The following is a 13,612-nucleotide window of genomic DNA, read 5'->3' as shown; positions in this document are numbered from 1 at the left end:
GGGCGCTAAGAAGGCATCTTTACCGCAATGTAATGCGCTTGGCCCAAGGATGCCATGGACAAGGAACTGGCTTTGCAATCGCCCCCCCAGCTGCACCCGCCGCTGGCCCCCTACGATCAGCGGATGCTGGACGTGGGCGATGGGCATGCGCTCTATGTCGAGCAAGCTGGAAACCCTTACGGCATTCCTGTGGTGGTATTGCACGGCGGGCCGGGGGGCGGGTGCAGCCCCGCGATGCGCCGTTATTTCGACCCGCAGGTTTACCGCATCGTCCTGTTCGACCAGCGCGGCTGTGGCCGTTCGCGCCCCCATGCCAGCGTTGAAAACAATACGACATGGCATCTGGTCGCCGATATCGAGGCGATCCGCGCCGCGCTGGGCATTGAGAGCTGGATTGTGTTCGGCGGCAGCTGGGGGGCGACGCTGGCGCTGATCTATGCGCAAAGTCACCCCGAACCCGTCAGGGCGCTGGCGCTACGCGGCGTCTTTTTGATGACCCGCCCCGAGCTGGACTGGTTCTACGGCGGCGGCGCTGGGCTGTTCTGGCCGGCGCAATGGGAACGGTTCAGCCACGCGATCCCGCAAGACGAACGGGGCGACCTGATCGCGGCTTACCACAAGCGGCTGTTCTGCGGCGACTACGCGACCGAGGTGAAGTTCGCGCGCCTCTGGGCGGGGTGGGAAAACGCGCTGGCCTCGCTGGATAGCGATGGCACCTTTATCGATCCGCCCGCCGATTACGCCCACGCCTTTGCGCGGCTGGAATGTCATTACTTCGCCCATGACGGCTTTCTGGACGACAGTACCCAGATTTTGGCGCGGATGGATCGGATCGCTGACATCCCTGCCGTCATCGTGCAGGGGCGCTACGATATGATTTGCCCGCCGGTGTCTGCGTGGAAGCTGCATCAGGCTTGGCCCGCCAGCCGCCTGCGGATGGTGACCCGCGCAGGCCACGCCCTGTCCGAAGGCGGGATCACCGCCGCCCTGCTGCACACCATGACCTTCCTGTCGGAGATGGAGCCATGGTAGAATCCGGTCTGCGCCCCATTCAACGCATCAGCCGCCGTGGTTTGATTGCCTCGGGGATGTTTGCGGGGCTTTTCGCGGCTGCGGGCAAACCGGTGGCGGCCAGCACCGGCGGGGTCTTGCGGCTGGGGCTGCCGGACGGGTCGCCCACAGATAGCTGGGATCCGCGCGGCCACAGTGGACTGTTCATGCAGGTTGCGGCCCAAGGCGCTGTTTATGATTGCCTAACCGAGGTTGCGGCCAGCGGCGAGTTGCGCGGCGAACTGGCTGAAAGCTGGGAGAGTGACCGCAGCGGCACCCGCTGGCGTTTCCAGTTGCGCCGCGATGTTGCGTTTCATGATGGGCAGCCGCTGACAGCCGCGGATGTGGTCGCCTCGCTGGCGATTCATGGGAAGGGGTCGCTTGCGGCGTTTGTGGTCGGCCAAATCGCCGATCTGCAGGCGGCTTCGGCCCATGTGGTCGATATCACGCTGCATGCGCCCAATCTGGACTTTCCGTTCCTTCTGGCCGCGCCGCAACTGACCATCGCGCCTGCAGGCGACTTTGTGGTGGCTATTGGCACGGGGCTGTACCGGGTTGAACATTTCACCCCAGGGCGCAGCGCGCTGTTGGCGCGGGTGCAGGGGCACTACAAAGATGGTCAGGCAGGCTGGTTCGACGCGGTGGAACTGACGGCACACGCCGATGTCGCCGCGCTGCGGGCGGGGCAACTGGATGCGCTGGGCGATGTGCCCGAACGGGTTGCCACAGATTTGGCCGCCGACCACCGCCTTGATCTGGCGGTGACACGCGGTGGGCAGAAGATGGTCGTGCCCTTGCCGCCCGCTTTGGCCCAAGATGCGGCGCTGCGGGGGCTGGCTGCGCGGGCCATTGACCGCACGGGGCTTGCCGGCGCGCTGGGGTTGGTGTCGGGCGATCACCCGCTGGGGCCAGCGCAGGTGCCGCTGCCTGCAACCTTGGCCTACGACCCAGATGCCGCCACTTTCCTTGCGCGCCATGGTTTTGATCTGTCGGCCCTGCCGCAGCAACGGTTCGCTGGCGGCCTGACCGAGGATTGGGCGTTTTCCGCCGCCGCGCAGGCCGGTGCGCCCCTGCAAGGGTTGGGCCAAGACGCGCAGTTCAACGCGCTGTTGGCCGCGCTGCGAGCCGAAGGCGGCTCGGCCGCGCGGGCCGATATGACGGCGCAATTGCAGGCTTTGGCTGAAACGCGCGGGGCTGCGCTGTGGCCTGTGGCGCTGCCCAGCATCGATGCGCACACGCGCCGCCTGTCGCACCCCGATGCGCTGGGCACGCTTGCCCCGCTGGATAGCGCCCGCATTGCCGAGCGCTGGTCTTTTGCCTGAGGCTTGACCTTTGGGCGCAATGACGCTAGATACCCTTTCAACAGCGGCGCTGTGACCCGAAAGGGTCATGGCTCCACCGATGATTTTCAACGGGCCGCGCGCCCGTTTTTTCGTTTTATGAGGTCAAGAAATGTCAGACCTGATCGCCCGCGCGGCCATCGACCGTCGTATCGCCGAGATCGTCCAGCCCGTCATCGAGGATATGGGCTTTGAACTTGTCCGCATCCGTGTGATGGGTGGCAAGGAAACCACCATGCAGATTATGGCGCAAAAGCCTGATGGCACCATCGAGGTGGATGATTGCGCCGCGATTTCGACCGCCGTTTCGGCCATCCTCGATGTCGAGGATCCCATCGTTGAAAACTACACGCTGGAAGTATCCTCGCCGGGGATCGACCGCCCGCTGACGCGTCTGAAGGACTTTGATCTGTGGGATGGCTACACCGCCAAGATCGAGACCGAAGAGCTGATCGACGGCCGCCGCCGTTTTAAAGGCGAGCTGCGTGGCACCGACGGCGACGAAGTGCTGATCGAGCTGGACGATACCGCCGAGCCGATCACCATTGGTCTGAAATTCGAATGGCTGTCCGACGCCAAGCTGGTGCTGACGGACGAGCTGATCCGTGATGTTCTGCGCGGCCGCAAGGACGCAGGCCTGATCAACCAAGAGCAATTCGATGAGGTGGAAACCATCATCGACGCCGACGAAGACAGTGATGATGCGACACCCGTCGCCCCTGAGGAGAAACACTGATGGCAATCACCTCTGCCAACCAGCTGGAACTGCTGCAAACCGCCGAAGCTGTTGCACGCGAAAAGCTGATCGACCCCAGCCTTGTGGTTGAGGCGATGGAAGAGTCGCTCGCCCGTGCGGCCAAAAGCCGTTACGGCGCCGATATGGACATCCGTGTCAATATCGACCGCAAGACCGGCCGCGCGCATTTCAGCCGCGTGCGTACCGTCGTCGAGGATGATGCGGTCGAGAATTACCACGCCGAAATGACGGTCGAGCAGGCCAAGCAGTACCTGTCGAACCCCGAAGTTGGCGATATCTTCGAAGAAGAAATCCCGCCGGTCGATTTGGGCCGTATTGCCGCGCAAAGCGCCAAGCAGGTGATCTTGCAAAAGATCCGCGAAGCCGAGCGTGACCGCCAGTACGAAGAATTCAAGCACCGTATGGGCACGATCATCAACGGTACCGTCAAGCGCGAAGAATACGGCAACCTCATCGTCGATGTCGGCGCTGGTGAAGCTATTTTGCGCCGCAACGAAAAGATTGGCCGCGAAAGCTATCGCCCGAACGACCGCATCCGCTGCTATGTCAAGGATGTGCGCCGCGAAGTGCGTGGCCCGCAGATCTTCCTGTCACGCACCGCGCCCGAATTCATGCGCGAGCTGTTCAAGATGGAAGTGCCCGAGATTTACGAGGGCGTCATCGAGATCAAGGCCGTTGCCCGTGACCCGGGTTCGCGCGCAAAGATCGCCGTGCTTAGCCATGACAGCGCCATCGACCCCGTCGGGGCCTGCGTTGGTATGCGCGGTAGCCGTGTGCAAGCCGTTGTGGGCGAGTTGCAGGGCGAAAAGATCGACATCATTCCGTGGAACGAAGACGTCCCGACCTTCTTGGTGAACGCGCTGCAACCGGCCGAAGTCACCAAAGTTGTGCTGGACGAAGATGCCGAGCGTATTGAAGTTGTCGTTCCCGATGACCAATTGTCGTTGGCGATCGGCCGCCGTGGCCAAAACGTGCGTCTGGCCAGCCAGCTGACCAGCCTCGACATCGACATCATGACCGAGTCGGAAGAATCGAAGCGCCGTCAGGCCGAATTCGAAGCCCGCACCAAGCTGTTCATGGAAACGCTGGATCTGGACGAATTCTTTGCCCAGTTGCTGGTATCCGAAGGGTTCACCAACCTCGAGGAAGTTGCCTACGTCGATCTGGACGAGCTGACCGCGATCGAAGGCGTCGATGAAGCCACGGCAGGCGAGCTGCAAGCCCGCGCGCGTGACCATATCGAAAGCCAGAACCGCAAGGCTTTGGAAGATGCCCGTGCACTGGGCGCCGAAGACAGCCTGATCAGCTTCCCGGGGCTGACCCCGCAGATGGTCGAGGCGCTGGCCAAGGACGGCGTGAAAACGCTGGAAGATTTCGCGACCTGCGCCGACTGGGAACTGGCCGGTGGCTGGACTACGGTCGAGGGCAAGCGCGTCAAAGACGACGGCGTGCTGGAGCCTTTCGATCTGAGCCTAGAAGAAGCGCAGGCCATGATCATGACCGCGCGCGTCGCCTTGGGTTGGGTCGATGCGGCAGAACTGGACGTGGCGGACGAGGAAGAAGAGGAGGCCGAGGACTGATCGGCCCTCGGAAAGGACAAAAGGCATGACCAGAGGCGGACGTATTAAAGAGCGCGAGACGGCCGAACGCCGTTGCATCGTTACGGGCGAAGTGCAGCCCAAGGCGGGGCTTGTGCGCTTTGTCGTCGGGCCGGACAACACGGTCGTGCCCGATATCTTGGAACGCCTGCCGGGCCGGGGCATGTATGTCTCGGCCACGCGGGCGGCTATTGATGCAGCCGGGCGCAAGGAATTCGCCCGTGCCGCAAAGGCGCAGGTCACCGTACCCGCCGATCTTGCGGACGAGGTTGAGCGTATGCTGGTTCGCCGCGTGATCGACCTGATTGCATTGGCGCGTAAAGCGGGCCTTGCGATCTGCGGGTTCGAGAAGGTGAAGGCGCAGTTGGACAAGGCGCAGTTCGACAGCCGCGCGGTGCGCGTGCTGTTGCAAGCCGACGACGGGTCCGAGCGCGGCAAGGCGAAACTTTGGACCCCGACGGGCGCGCGCTACTTCAGCTGCCTGTCCAGCGAAGAATTGGGGTTCGCTTTTGGCCGACAAAGTGTAATACATGGCGCGCTCTCGGCTGGTGCATTGAGTGACCATGTTGTAGAGGAAGCCTCGAAGCTGCGTGGCATGCGCGAGGATGACGGCAGTCAGGGGACTGCCGGGAAGGATATTGAAGCCAGATGAGTGATAACGACGGCAAGAAGCCCCTGGGGCTGCGCGGGCCCGGTTCGGCGCCCGGCAATGTAAAACAGAGCTTCAGCCACGGCCGCACGAAGAACGTGGTCGTTGAAACCAAACGCAAGCGCGTTGTGGTGCCGAAGCCCGGTGCCGCCGCTGGGACTGCTGGTGCTGTTGCAGGTGGCGACCCCACCCGCCGCCCGGCCGGGATCACCGACGCCGAGCTGGAACGCCGCATGAAGGCGCTGGCCCTGGCCCGTGCGCGTGAGGCAGATGATGCCGCACGCCGCGAAGCCGAGGAACAGGCCCGCGCCGAAGAGCGTGGCCGCCGCCGCGCCGAGCTGGAAGCCAAAGAGCGTGAAGAGCGCGAAATGGCTGCCGCTGCAGAAGAAAAGCGCAAGCGCGAAGAGGAAGAGGCCGCCCGCAAGGCTGCCGAAGCCGCCGAGAAAGCTGCTGAAAAGAAAGCTGCGCCCGAGCGTCGCCCGGCCCGCAACGCTGCGGCCCCGGCCACTGCTGCGACCGTGACATCGCCGGACGAGATCCCCGCGACAACCGCCGTCAACCGCAAGGTCGACCGCGACCGCACGGACGTGCGCGCAGACAACCGCGGCGAGAAGGTGACCAAGGCCAAACCGGGCCGCGAGGACGAAGGTCGTCGCGCCGGCAAGCTGACCGTCAGCCAAGCCATGGACAGCGAAGGGCGTCAACGCTCGATGGCGGCCATGAAGCGCAAGCAAGAGCGTGCGCGTCAAAAAGCCATGGGCGGCGCGCAAGAGCGCGAGAAGATCATTCGCGACGTGCAACTGCCCGAAGCCATCGCTGTTGGCGAGCTGGCCAACCGTATGGCCGAACGTGTGGCCGACGTGGTCAAGTTCCTGATGCGCAACGGCATTATGGCAACGCAGAACCAGTCGATCGATGCCGATACGGCGCAGCTTGTTGTCGAAGAATTCGGCCACCGCGTTGTGCGCGTGTCGGATGCTGACGTTGAACAAGTGATCGATACCGTCGTCGACAAGGCTGATGATCTGCAGCCGCGTCCGCCGATTGTGACCATTATGGGCCACGTTGACCACGGCAAGACCTCGCTGCTGGATGCGATCCGCAAGGCGAACGTTGTGTCGGCCGAAGCGGGCGGTATTACGCAGCATATCGGGGCCTATCAGGTCACGACCGAAACCGGCGCTGTGCTGACGTTCCTTGATACCCCCGGCCACGCGGCGTTTACGTCCATGCGTGCCCGCGGTGCCCAAGTGACTGACATCGTTGTTCTGGTGGTCGCGGCAGATGATGCCGTCATGCCCCAGACGGTCGAGGCGATCAGCCATGCGAAAGCGGCCGGTGTGCCGATGATCGTGGCGATCAACAAGATCGACAAATACGAGGCGAACCCGCAAAAGGTCCGCACCGATCTGCTGCAGCACGAAATCGTCGTCGAAGAGATGGGCGGTGATGTGCAGACGGTTGAACTGTCGGCCAAAACCGGCCTCGGGATCGACAACCTGCTGGAGGCGATTGCCCTGCAGGCCGAGATTCTGGAACTGAAAGCCAACCCGAACCGCGCCGCCCTTGGCGCCGTGATCGAGGCGAAGCTGGATGTGGGTCGCGGCCCTGTTGCGACGGTTCTGGTTCAAAACGGTACGCTGCGTCAGGGCGACATCTTTGTCGTCGGTCAGACGTGGGGCAAGGTGCGTGCGCTGGTCAACGACCAGGGCGAGCGTGTCAGCGAAGCCGGACCTTCGGTTCCGGTCGAGGTTCTGGGCCTGAACAGCACCCCCGCCGCAGGCGACGTGCTGAACGTGGTCGAGACCGAGCAGCAAGCGCGCGAAATCGCCGACTACCGTGCCCAAGTGGCCAAGGACAAGCGCGTCGCAGCCGGTTCCGCAACGCTGGAACAGCTGATGGCCCGCGCCAAAGCCGACAAGAACGTGGCCGAATTGGCTGTCGTTGTGAAGGCGGACGTGCAGGGTTCGGCCGAGGCGATTGTTCAGGCGCTGGAAAAGATCGGCAACGACGAAGTCCGCGTGCGCGTTCTGCATTCGGGCGTGGGTGCTGTGACCGAAAGCGACATCGGCCTTGCCGAAGCATCGGGCGCGCCGGTCATCGGCTTCAACGTGCGGGCCAATGCGGCTGCGCGCGCGGTGGCCAACCAGAAGGGTGTCGAGATCCGCTATTACTCGATCATCTACGATCTGGTCGACGACATTAAGGCCGCTGCTTCGGGTCTGCTGAAAGCTGAAGTGCGCGAGCGCTTTATCGGTTACGCGTCGATCCGCGAAGTCTTCAAGGTTTCGGGCGTTGGCAAGGTTGCTGGCTGCCTGATCACCGAAGGCGTTGCACGCCGCTCGGCAGGCGTGCGTCTGCTGCGCGACAACGTGGTTGTCCACGAAGGCACGTTGAAGACGCTGAAGCGTTACAAGGACGAAGTGTCCGAAGTGCCCTCGGGCCAGGAATGCGGCATGGCGTTCGAGAATTACGATGACATCCGCGTTGGCGACGTTATCGAGATCTTTGAACGCGATATCGTTGAACGCAGCCTGTAAGGATTTCGGCACCAAGATGTGACAAAGGGCGGCCCCAGTGGCCGCCCTTTTCGTTCAACTTGCGGATTCATTCATCATATTGATGAATATTATGAGCCCCGCTTCTTATTGACTTGAGGGGCGGCAGAGTTGATTTTCCACCAAGTTCGGTTACCTGCCCGTGGCCGGCCAAATTCGGGCAGGTGGGCCAATGATCTGCGGGCGACGGCCCGTGGTAGATGTATTTAGGGCGGCGCCCAGTGTGGTGCCGTAAAAGGATAAGTCGCGATGACACAGACAGACACCAAAATCAGCCGCCGCGCGCCGCACCGCGCCGACCACGTCGGGTCGCTGCTGCGCCCGGCCAAGGTGCAGGCCGCACGCCATGACGGCACCTCGGCTGCAGATCTGCACGCGATCGAGGACGAAGGCATTCGCGGTCTGGTCGACCTGCAAAAAGCCGCTGGCCTCAAGGTCTTCACCGATGGTGAGGCTCGCCGTGCGTTCTGGCACTATGACTTCATGGGTATGCTGACCGGCCTCGACATGAAGCAGTCCTCGCGCAGCCTGCCGTTCAAGACCGAACACAAGACCCCCCCGATCGAGCCGCACCTGACGGCGGAGCTGGATTTCCCGGCTGATCACCCGATGATCCAGCATTTCACCTTCGTGCGTGATTTGGTGGGCCCGGGCGAGGGTGTTGCCAAGATCTCGATCCCCGGCCCGTCGGCACTGCACTTCCGCACGCCGACCGAAAACATCGAATACGCCCCCTATCTGGATCAGGATAAGCTGTTCCACGATATCGCCGCGACCTACAAAAAGGCGGTTCAGGCGTTCTACGATGCGGGTTGCCGTTACCTGCAGCTGGACGACATTTTCTTTGCCTACCTTGGCGATGCCAAGCAGCGCGAGGAGCGTCGCGCCATGGGCCAAGACCCCGACAAGCTGATCGAAAGCTATGCGTGGATGCTGGAGGAGTCGATCAAGGACCGTCCCGCCGACATGGTCATCGGCATGCACATGTGCCGCGGTAACTTCCGCTCGTCGCACGTCGCCGAAGGCGGCTATGACGCGGCAGCCGATGCGATCTTCAACCACACCTCGGTCGATGCGTATTTCATGGAGTACGATACTGAACGCGCCGGTGGCCTCGAGCCGCTGAAGCTGCTGCCCAAGGGCGACAAGCGCGTCATGGCTGGGTTCATCACCACCAAAACCGGCACGCTGGAAGATCCCGATTGGCTGAAGCGCAAGTTCGACGAAGCGTCGAAATATGTCGATCTTGATCAAATGGGTATCGCCCCGCAATGCGGCTTTGCCTCGACCGAGCATGGCAACGCGATCACCGAAGACGACCAAAAGCGCAAGCTGGAGCTGGTGGTTAACACCGCCGAAGCCATCTGGGGCGAAAACTAAGCCCCTCGGCGCCCCCGCAATTGGGGGCGCCACCCCAACCCCACCCCAAAGGATATGACCATGACCAGGTTTTCCCGGCTGGCTTACGCCGCCGCGCTGATTGTTGCTGCCCCGGTTTTTGCCAGCTCGGCCATGGCCGACAGCCTGCGCTTTGCCCATTTCGTCGCCCCGACCCACACCCTGACCGAGGCGATCGTCACCCCGCTGACCGAGGGCGTTGCCCCGACGGGGCTGGAAATCCGCACTTATCCTGCCGGTGAACTGGGCGCCGGCCCCGCCGAGCAGTATATCCGCGCGGTTCAGGGCGTGGCCGATATTGTTTGGGGTTTGCCGGGCTACACCTCGTCGCAGTTTCCGCTGTCGATGCTGACCGAATGGCCGGGCGCGCTGCCCGATGGCATGTCGGGCGCCGACTTTTTGTGGAACGGCTGGGACGCGGGCGTTTTGCAGGGCGAATACCCCGCCACCGTTCCGCTGGCGCTGTGGACGGCCGAGCCCGCCGTTCTGGTCACACGTAGCAAGCCCGTGCACACACCCGCAGATCTGGCGGGCCTGAAAATTCGCGTCTCTAGCGCGGTGTCGGGACAAATCGTACAGGCCCTTGGGGCGATTCCGGTGCAGATGCCCGCGGGCGATGTCTATAATGCGTTGCAGACCGGCCTGGTCGATGGCGTCGTTATTGGCTCCAGCGGCATCAGCGATTTCCGGTATGACGAAGTGCTGGGTCATGTGACCACGGGTATTCCGCTGGGCAACCAATCGTTCTTTGTTGTGGCCAATGCGGCGCGTCTGGCGCGCTTGCCCGCCGACCAACGCGCCGCGCTGGAATCGGTGTCGGGGCGCGTGTTGTCGAACCACGCCGAACAACTCTGGAACGCCAAGGGCGAAGCCGCCGTCGATGCGCTGCGTGCGCGGGGCAATGGCACTGTGATCGACCTGACACCCGATGAAATCGCCGCATTCGACGGCATCTTGCTGCCTTTGACCGCCGCCGCGGTTGAGGCTGAAGGCGCCGCAGATGCGCTGGCCGCCATGCAGGGGGCGCAATGACGCGCGCTTTCGGCCTTTTGGCAACCCTTTGCGCCCGCATTGCAGGCGCGGGCCTGCTGCTAATCGCAGCCCTTTTGCTGGTCGATGTTGTCGGGCGCGCCATCGGGCGTCCGCTGTTTGGCGCGCAAGAGGTGACCGAGATGGTCATGGTCGTCGTGATCTTCGGCTCGGTCGCGTTGCTGGACCATCGTGGCGGGCAGATCCGCGTCGACCTGTTCGCGGGTGCCATGTCACCTGCGGTGGCGGCGTTGGCCGACCGATTGGCTGCTTTTCTGGCCTTGGCCCTGTGGGCGACTTTGGCATGGGCGACGATTCAAGCGGCGCAGCTTTCGCAGATGTTCGGGCTGAAATCGAACATTCTGGGGGTGCCCAAAGCGCCCTTCCAATACGCGCTGGCTGCCTTTGCGGCCATCGGCGCTGTGGGCGCGCTGCTGCGCCTTGTAGCGAAGAAACCTGTGACAGGGGCATCCGCAAATGATTGATACACTTGCGGGACTGGCGGGCGTTATCATCCTGCTGGCGCTGATTATGCTGCGCATCCCCGTGGCGATTGCCATGTTTGTCGTGGGTTTTGTCGGCATCACGCTGCTTTCGGGCCTACCCGTCGCGATGGGGTTGCTGGCATCTGAAAGCTTTACCTTGGCTAGCAAGTTTGAACTTGTGGTGATTCCGCTGTTCATTCTGATGGGGAATTTGGCGACGCGCACCAGCATCAGCCGCAGCCTTTATGCGGCGGCCTATGCCGCTGTGGGGCGGCTGCGCGGGGGGCTGGCGCATGCCACGCTGATCGGCTGCGGCGCGTTTTCGGCCCTCAGCGGGTCGTCCATCGCGTCGGCGCTGACGATGGGCAAAGTCGCCTTGGGCGAGATGGAGCGCTACCGCTATTCGCCGCGCCTGTCGACCGCGACGGTTGCGGCGGGCGGCACGCTGGGCATCCTAATCCCGCCATCGACTGGTTTCGTGATTTACGCGATCCTGACCGAGCAATCCATCGGGCGGCTTTTCTTGGCCGGCTTCTTGCCTGGCTTGTTGCTGCTGGCGCTGTTCATGGCGACGGTTGCCATCATTTGCTGGCTGCGCCCCGAGGCTGGCCCAGCGGGCGAGGCGGTGCCCTGCGATGCCACGCTGCGTGCGATGCTGGCCGCGCTGCCGGGCGTTGCGATTATCGCAGTGACGATCGGCGGGCTATATACGGGGCTTTTCTCGCCGGTTGAATCGGCGGCGGTGGGTGCGGGCCTGATGGCGGTCATCGGGCTGGCGCGGCGCGAGATCAAGCTGCGCGATTTGTGGGATGCAGGCATGGATTCGGCCCTGACATCCGCAACTGTCATGCTGATTTTGATCGGCGCACACCTGTTCAACCCGTTCATGGCCCTCAGCCATATTCCGCAGGCGATTGGCGGGTTCCTGACGGGGTCGGGGTTGTCGCCGTGGCTTGTGATGGGCCTGATTTTGCTGTGCTATGTCGTGCTGGGCATGTTCATGGACGGCTTTGCCATGCTGGTGCTGACGCTGCCGATCTTCTTCCCGGTCATCACCGCGCTGGGGTTCGATCCGATCTGGTTCGGCGTCATCGTGATGGTCGTGCTAGAGATGGGCTTGCTGTCGCCGCCGGTAGGGATGAACGTGTTCATTGTGCATTCCATCGTGCCCAAAGTGCCGCAGATCGAGATCTATCGCGGCATCGTGCCGTTCTGGTTGGCGATGGTGGTTGGGGTGGTGATTTTGTCGATCTTCCCCGCGATTGCGACAGCGCTGCCCGATTATGTGATGGGGGCCAGCCTGCGTTAATGCGGGCTGGCGTCTTTACACTGTCATTTTGCGGCCTCACACTTGCGGCATCGCATGTCGGAAAGTCACAAAATGACAGATCTTTTTTCATCGTACCAACTGGGCAAGCTGACGCTTAAGAACCGCGCGGCGATGGCCCCTATGACGCGGTCGCGCGCGACCGGCGCTGTGCCCACCCCTGAAATGGTGCGCTACTACGCGCAGCGCGCAGGCGTCGGCCTGATTGTTACCGAAGGCACCATCATCAGCCCTGAAGGCTGCGGCTGGTTCGATAGCCCCGGCATCTGGTCGGACGCGCAAGTCACGGCGTGGGCCCCGGTTGTGCAGGCGGTGCACGACCAAGGTGCCGCGATCTTCGCCCAGATCTGGCACGTCGGCCGCGCCAGTCACACATCGCTGCAACCCGGCGGCAAGCCGCCCCAAAGCGCGACCAGCCAGACAGCCGAAGGGGCGCGCACCTTCGTGCAGAACCCCGACGGGACGCAGGGTTTCGTGCCGATGTCGCAGCCGCAAGCGTTGACGACCGACGAAATTCCCGTTGTGGTTGAGGCCTATGCCGATGCGGCTGAAAACGCGATCAAGGCCGGGTTCGACGGTGTCGAGATTCACGGTGCCAACGGGTACTTGATCGAGCAGTTCCTGAACGCCAACGTCAACGACCGGACTGACGATTACGGCGCGCAGACCATTGAAAACCGCCTGCGTTTCGCGATTGCGGTTGTGGATGCCTGCGTTGCGCGGGTGGGGGCCGACAAGGTCGCCATTCGGCTGTCGCCGTTCGGGCGGGTGAATGCGCTGACGCCGTTTGACGGTGAAGCAGAAACGTACTTGGCGTTGGTCGAGGCGCTAGAGGCCCGTAAACTGGCCTATCTGCACCTGATGGACCAGCTAGTCGGCGGTGCGCGCGTCATGCCCGAAGGGTTCTTGGCGCAGGTGCGTGCAGGCTGGACGGGGGCCTTGATCCTTGCGGGTGGACTTGATTTGCGAAAAGCCGACGCGCTTTTGCAGGCGGGCCTGATCGACATCGCCGCGTTTGGCGTGCCGCTGACGTCGAACCCCGATCTGGTCGAGCGCTTCCGCCACGGTTGGCCGCTGACACCCAGTGATCGCGCTACGCTGTATGGCGGGGATGTGCGCGGCTATACCGATTGGTTGCCCTATTCCGCACACCCCTGACAACGCGCCAGACCGGCATGAAAAAAACCTGCTGCGTGATGCGCAGCAGGTTCCAAGTCTTCCAACAGAGCCGTCAGGTGAATTGGTGTGGCGCGTCTTAAACGGCGCTGCCGGACACCAATCTGTCACCAACACGAATCACAAGGCGTCCATCCTCCAACGCCCGAACCAGCTGTCCTTGAACAAACAAGCTAGCGGTCACTTTTATCGTACGAAACATGACACCCTCCCAAATGCCGTGCGTTTAAGCACTTTGCGGGTTG

11 protein-coding genes are annotated in these 13,612 nt (G+C 62.8%); all 11 read left to right on the top strand.

All coding sequences use genetic code 11. The features are described from left to right. The first annotated feature begins 54 nt into the window (after positions 1-54). The 11 genes from pip to BVG79_RS11470 all read left to right on the top strand — a co-directional run bounded on the left by pip (position 55) and on the right by BVG79_RS11470 (position 13,349). Complete coding sequence (pip, locus tag BVG79_RS11520) at positions 55-1,032, top strand: prolyl aminopeptidase (protein ID WP_085787029.1); 978 nt, start codon at positions 55-57, stop codon at positions 1,030-1,032. Further along, complete coding sequence (locus BVG79_RS11515) at positions 1,026-2,372, top strand: ABC transporter substrate-binding protein (RefSeq protein WP_236951362.1); 1,347 nt, start codon at positions 1,026-1,028, stop codon at positions 2,370-2,372. The genes pip and BVG79_RS11515 overlap by 7 nt, the downstream gene beginning before the upstream one ends. A 130-nt stretch (positions 2,373-2,502) precedes the next feature. Next, positions 2,503-3,126, top strand: a complete 624-nt coding sequence (gene rimP / locus BVG79_RS11510) for a ribosome maturation factor RimP (protein WP_085787028.1) — start codon at positions 2,503-2,505, stop codon at positions 3,124-3,126. Next, a complete protein-coding gene (nusA, locus tag BVG79_RS11505) occupies positions 3,126-4,727 on the top strand; it encodes a transcription termination factor NusA (protein WP_085787027.1) in 1,602 nt (533 codons plus the stop codon). Before rimP ends, nusA begins: the two co-directional genes overlap by 1 nt. A 25-nt stretch (positions 4,728-4,752) precedes the next feature. Continuing rightward, entirely contained in the window at positions 4,753-5,397 is a 645-nt protein-coding gene (locus BVG79_RS11500; RefSeq protein WP_085787026.1) for an RNA-binding protein, read from the top strand. After that, positions 5,394-7,934, top strand: coding sequence for a translation initiation factor IF-2 (infB, locus tag BVG79_RS11495; protein ID WP_085787025.1), 2,541 nt, complete (start codon positions 5,394-5,396; stop codon positions 7,932-7,934). Before BVG79_RS11500 ends, infB begins: the two co-directional genes overlap by 4 nt. 267 nt (positions 7,935-8,201) lie before the next feature. Beyond that, on the top strand, positions 8,202-9,332 hold the full coding sequence (locus BVG79_RS11490; RefSeq protein ID WP_085787024.1) for a 5-methyltetrahydropteroyltriglutamate--homocysteine S-methyltransferase: 1,131 nt from the start codon (positions 8,202-8,204) through the stop codon (positions 9,330-9,332). A gap of 60 nt (positions 9,333-9,392) precedes the next feature. Then, on the top strand, positions 9,393-10,382 hold the full coding sequence (locus BVG79_RS11485) for a TRAP transporter substrate-binding protein (RefSeq protein ID WP_085787378.1): 990 nt from the start codon (positions 9,393-9,395) through the stop codon (positions 10,380-10,382). Continuing rightward, complete coding sequence (locus tag BVG79_RS11480) at positions 10,379-10,864, top strand: TRAP transporter small permease subunit (RefSeq protein ID WP_085787023.1); 486 nt, start codon at positions 10,379-10,381, stop codon at positions 10,862-10,864. Before BVG79_RS11485 ends, BVG79_RS11480 begins: the two co-directional genes overlap by 4 nt. Further along, a complete protein-coding gene (locus tag BVG79_RS11475; RefSeq protein ID WP_085787022.1) occupies positions 10,857-12,173 on the top strand; it encodes a TRAP transporter large permease in 1,317 nt (438 codons plus the stop codon). Before BVG79_RS11480 ends, BVG79_RS11475 begins: the two co-directional genes overlap by 8 nt. Before the next feature lie 72 nt (positions 12,174-12,245). Then, on the top strand, positions 12,246-13,349 hold the full coding sequence (locus tag BVG79_RS11470; protein ID WP_085787377.1) for an alkene reductase: 1,104 nt from the start codon (positions 12,246-12,248) through the stop codon (positions 13,347-13,349). Positions 13,350-13,612 lie beyond the last annotated feature (263 nt).

This window comes from Ketogulonicigenium robustum, from assembly GCF_002117445.1.
Lineage (GTDB): Bacteria > Pseudomonadota > Alphaproteobacteria > Rhodobacterales > Rhodobacteraceae > Ketogulonicigenium > Ketogulonicigenium robustum.
The sequence above is the reverse complement of the archived record's forward strand: the minus strand, read 5'-3'. Positions and strand labels throughout refer to the sequence as shown.